1 protein-coding gene is annotated in these 4,403 nt (G+C 74.0%); it reads right to left on the minus strand.

Annotated elements, in window-relative coordinates; translation table 11 throughout:
* Window positions 1-4,403 (minus strand): non-ribosomal peptide synthetase (locus tag CQZ88_RS26345; RefSeq protein WP_219727537.1); only part of this gene is annotated, 4,403 nt, incomplete at both ends.

Below are 4,403 nucleotides of genomic sequence, written 5' to 3' on the forward strand. Positions count from 1 at the left end.
ACCGGTCGGGGGCGTGACCACCGGCGCGGGCGGCGTACGCGGTCATCAGATCCCGGCCCAGCGGTCCCATCGAGAACCCGTCGGCGGCGATATGGTGCACGACCAGGACCAGCACGTGGTCGGTGTCGGCGAGGGTGAGCAGCCGGATCCGCACCGGCACCTCGGTGGCGACGTCGAACCCGGCGCCGACGATCCGGTCGATGTGCGCGGGCACCGTGTCCTCGGTCTCGACGCGGGTGACGGTGAAGTCGGGCTGCGCCACCGCGACCGGCAGCACGACCTGGATCGGGCCGTCGTCGGTGAGCGGGTAGCGGGTGCGCAGCGTCTCGTGGCGCGCGACGACGTCGGCGGCAGCGGCCCGCAGCGCCGCGAGATCCAGCTCCCCGGTCAGACGCAGCGCGACGGCGATGTTGTAGGCCGGGGAGGTCGTGTCGAACTGGTTGATGAACCACATGCGCTGCTGGGCCGGGGACAGCGGGATCGTGGGGGGCCGGGTCGCGGCGGCGGTCAGCGCGGGCCGCGCCGCGGCATCGCGGTCGCGGAGCCGCTCGGCGAGGGCGGCGACGGTGGGCGCGTCGAACAGATCACGCACGCCCACGTCGGTGCCGGTCGCCGCGGCGATCCGCGCGGCCAGCCGCATGGCCAGCAGCGAGTTGCCGCCCAGATCCAGGAAGCTGTCGTGCACGCCGAGACGCTCCACCCCGAGCAGGCCGGCGAAGACCTCGGCCAGGACCTGCTCGACCGGGGTGCGCGGCGCGACGTGCTCCGCCGCACGCACGGCCGTGAGGTCCGGGGCGGGCAGTGCCTTGCGGTCGAGCTTGCCGTTGGGGTTGAGCGGGAACCCGTCGAGGACGACGACGTGGGCGGGCACCATGTAGCCGGGCAGCCGGGCCGCGGCGGCCCCGAGCAGGGCCGCGGTATCGAATGCGCGGCTCGCCGCGGTATCGGATGCGCGGCTCGCCGCGGTATCGCTGTTTCGGCCGGGTTCGGGCACGACGTACGCGACGAGCACCCCGTCGGAGCCGTCGGCGGCGCCGGCGGGGTGCCGGTGCACCACGACCGCGGCCTGCGCGACGGCCGGGTCGGCGAGCAAGGCCTGCTCGATCTCACCGAGCTCGATCCGCAGGCCCCGGAGCTTGACTTGGAAATCGGTGCGGCCCAGGTAGATCAGATTGCCGTCGCGGCGCCAGGACACGAGGTCGCCGGTGCGGTACATGCGGGTGCCGGACGGACCGAACGGATCGGCGACGAACCGGTCGGCGGTCAGGTCGCCGCGCCCGACATAGCCGCGGGCGAGCTGGATGCCGGACAGGTACAGCTCCCCCACGGCGCCGACGGGAACCGGGTGCAGCCGCGCATCGAGGACGTGGACGCGGGTGTTCCACACCGGGGCGCCGATCGGGACGACGTCGACGTCGTCGTCGGTGCAGGCCCAGAACGTGACGTCGACGGCGGCCTCGGTGGGCCCGTACAGGTTGTGCAGGTCCGCGGCGGGGAACGCGGCGTGGGCGGCGGCGACCGTGGCCGGGGGCAGCGCCTCGCCGCTGCAGAACAGCAACCGCAGCGACGTGCAGCGGGCCGGGTCGGTGGCGGCGACGAACACCGCGAGCATGGACGGCACGAAGTGCGCCACGGTGACGTGCTGCTGCTCGACGACGGCGGTGAGGTAGGCGGGATCGCGGTGCCCGTCGGGTGCGGCGACGACGAGGCGCGCCCCGGTCTGCAGCGGCCAGAAGAACTCCCACACCGACACGTCGAACGTGAACGGTGTCTTCTGCAGGACGGTGTCCTCGGCGGTGAGCGGGTAGGCGTGCTGCATCCACCGCAACCGGTTGACGATCGCGGCGTGAGCGACCGCGACGCCCTTGGGCCGGCCGGTGGAGCCGGAGGTGTACAGCACGTAGGCGAGGTGGTCCCCCGTCAGCGGGGCGGTGCGCTCCTCCGGGGCGACGGGGGCGTCGGAGGCGCCGGTCCGGTCGAGGCGATCGACCTCGAGGATCGGGGCCGGGGTGGGCAGCGCCGTCCGGTCGGCGGCGGTGGTGAGCACGCACACCGGACGGGCGTTGCCCAGAACGTATTCGAGCCGGTCGGCGGGGTGGTCGGGGTCGAGCGGCAGGTAGGCGCCGCCGGCCTTGATCACCGCGTACATTCCGACGAGCAGCTCGATCGAGCGGCGCATCGCGAGCCCGACGAGGCGGTCCGGGCCGACGCCCTCGGCGATCAGCCGCCGGGCGAGCCGGTTGGTGCGGGCATCGAACTCGGCGTAGGTCAGGGCCTCGTCGCCGAAGACGACGGCGATGGCGTCGGGGGTGCGGGCGGCCTGCCGGGCGAACAGGTCGGCGAGGGTGTGCGGGCCGCGGGGGGCGTCGGTGGCGTTCCAGCGCCGCAGGATCAGCTCGCGTTCGCCCGGCTCGAGCAGGTCGAGGTCGCCGACGGGCACGTGCGGGGTGGTGGTCACGGCGGTGAGCAGCCGCACGAAGCGGTCGGCGAGGGCGGTGACGGTGCCGGCGTCGAACAGGTCGGTCGCGTAGGACAGGGCGCCGGTGAGGGCGGCGGGGGCGCCGTCGTCGCCGGGGACCTCGGCCAGCATCAGGTGCAGGTCGAATTTGGTGGTGCCGGTGTCGATTTCGGAGACGTCGACGGTCAGGTCGGGCAGCCGCAAGTGGGCGGACTCGGTGTTCTGGAAGGCCAGCATCACCTGGAACAGGGGCGCGTAGGCCTCGGATCGGTGGTCGGTGACGGCGTCGACGAGGGCGTCGAACGGCAGGTCGGCGTGGGCGAGGGCGTCGACGTCGCGGTCGCGGATGTGGGTCAGGTGCTCGGCGAAGGTGTGCTGTGCGGTGACGGGGGTGCGCAGGACGACGGTGTTGACGAACATGCCGACCAGATCGTCGAGGGCGCGGTCGCCGCGACCGGAGACCGGGGTGCCGACGGTGACGTCGTCGCTGCCCGAGAGCCGGGCCAGCAGCACCGCCAGGGCCGCGTGCACCGTGATGAACGGGGTGGCGCCGTGCGTGCGGGCCAGGTCGCCGACCGCCCGGTACAGTTCGGCGCCGACCTCGAAGCGGACGGTGGCGCCGCGGAACGACTGCTGCGGCGGGCGGGGCCGGTCGGTGGGCAACGCCAGCACTTCCGGTGCGCCGGAAAGGGTTTCGCGCCAGTACCGCAGCTGGGCGGCGGCGAGCGAATCCGGGTCGGCCGGATCGCCGAGGACCTGCCGCTGCCACAGCGCGTAGTCGGCGTACTGCACCTCCAGGGGCGTCCAGTCGGGGGCGCGGCCGCCGGTGCGGGCGGCGTACGCGGTCATCAGATCCCGGGCCAGCGGCGCCATCGACGCCCCGTCCGCCGCGATGTGATGCACCACGAACACCAGCACGTGCTCCCCGTCGCCGAGCGCGAACAACCGCGCCCGCACCGGCACCTGCACCGCCACGTCGAACCCGGCCGTGACCTCGGCGGCCAGACGCTGCGGCAGCTCCTCGGCGGCGACGGTCGTCGCGGTGAGATCGAGGCGCACCTGCTCGACCGGGCGGATCCGCTGGACGGGGCCGTCGGCCGTGGCCGGGAACTCGGTGCGCAGCGCCTCGTGGCGGGCGAGCACATCGGTGACGGCGGTGGCGAGCGCGTCCCGGTCGAGCCGGCCGCGCAGCCGGATCGCCATCGGGATGTTGTAGGCCGGCGAGGCGGTGTCGAGCTGGTTGACGAACCACATCCGCTGCTGGGCCGCGGAGACCGGCAGCACCCCCGGACGGGGCCCGGCGACCAGCGGCACCCGGGTGCCCGTGCCGACGTCGGCGGTGAGGGCGGCGAGGGTCCGCACCGTGGGGGCCTCGAACAGTGCCCGGACCCCCAGGTCGGTGCCGAGGGCGGCGTTGATGCGGGCGACGACACGGGTGGCGATCAGCGAGTTTCCGCCGAGGTCGAAGAAGCTGTCGTCGAGACCGACGCGGTCGACGCCGAGGAGCTCGGCGAACACCTGCGCCACCGTCCTCTCGGCGTCGGTGGACGGCGCGACGTAGGTGGTGCCGTCCGCCGCGAACACGGGCACGGGCAGGGCGCGGCGGTCGAGCTTGCCGACCGGGGTGAGCGGGATCTCGTCGAGGACGACGATCGCCGTGGGCACCATGTGCGCCGGCAGGCTCCGCGACAGGTGCGCGGTGAGGGTGGCGGGTTCGGCGGTGCGCCCGGTCGCGGGCAGCACGTAGGACACCAGCACGGTGTCGCCGGACGGGGCGGTGTGCCCGATCGTCACCGCGAACGTGACGTCCTCGTGGGCGGTCAGGACCGCGTCGATCTCGCCGAGTTCGATGCGGAAGCCGCGGACCTTGACCTGGAAGTCGGACCGGCCGAGGTATTCGAGGGCGCCGTCGCGCCGCCAGCGCACCACGTCGCCGGTGCGGTAC

The organism is Rhodococcus sp. ENV425 (assembly GCF_002887785.1).
Taxonomy (GTDB): domain Bacteria; phylum Actinomycetota; class Actinomycetes; order Mycobacteriales; family Mycobacteriaceae; genus Rhodococcus; species Rhodococcus aetherivorans.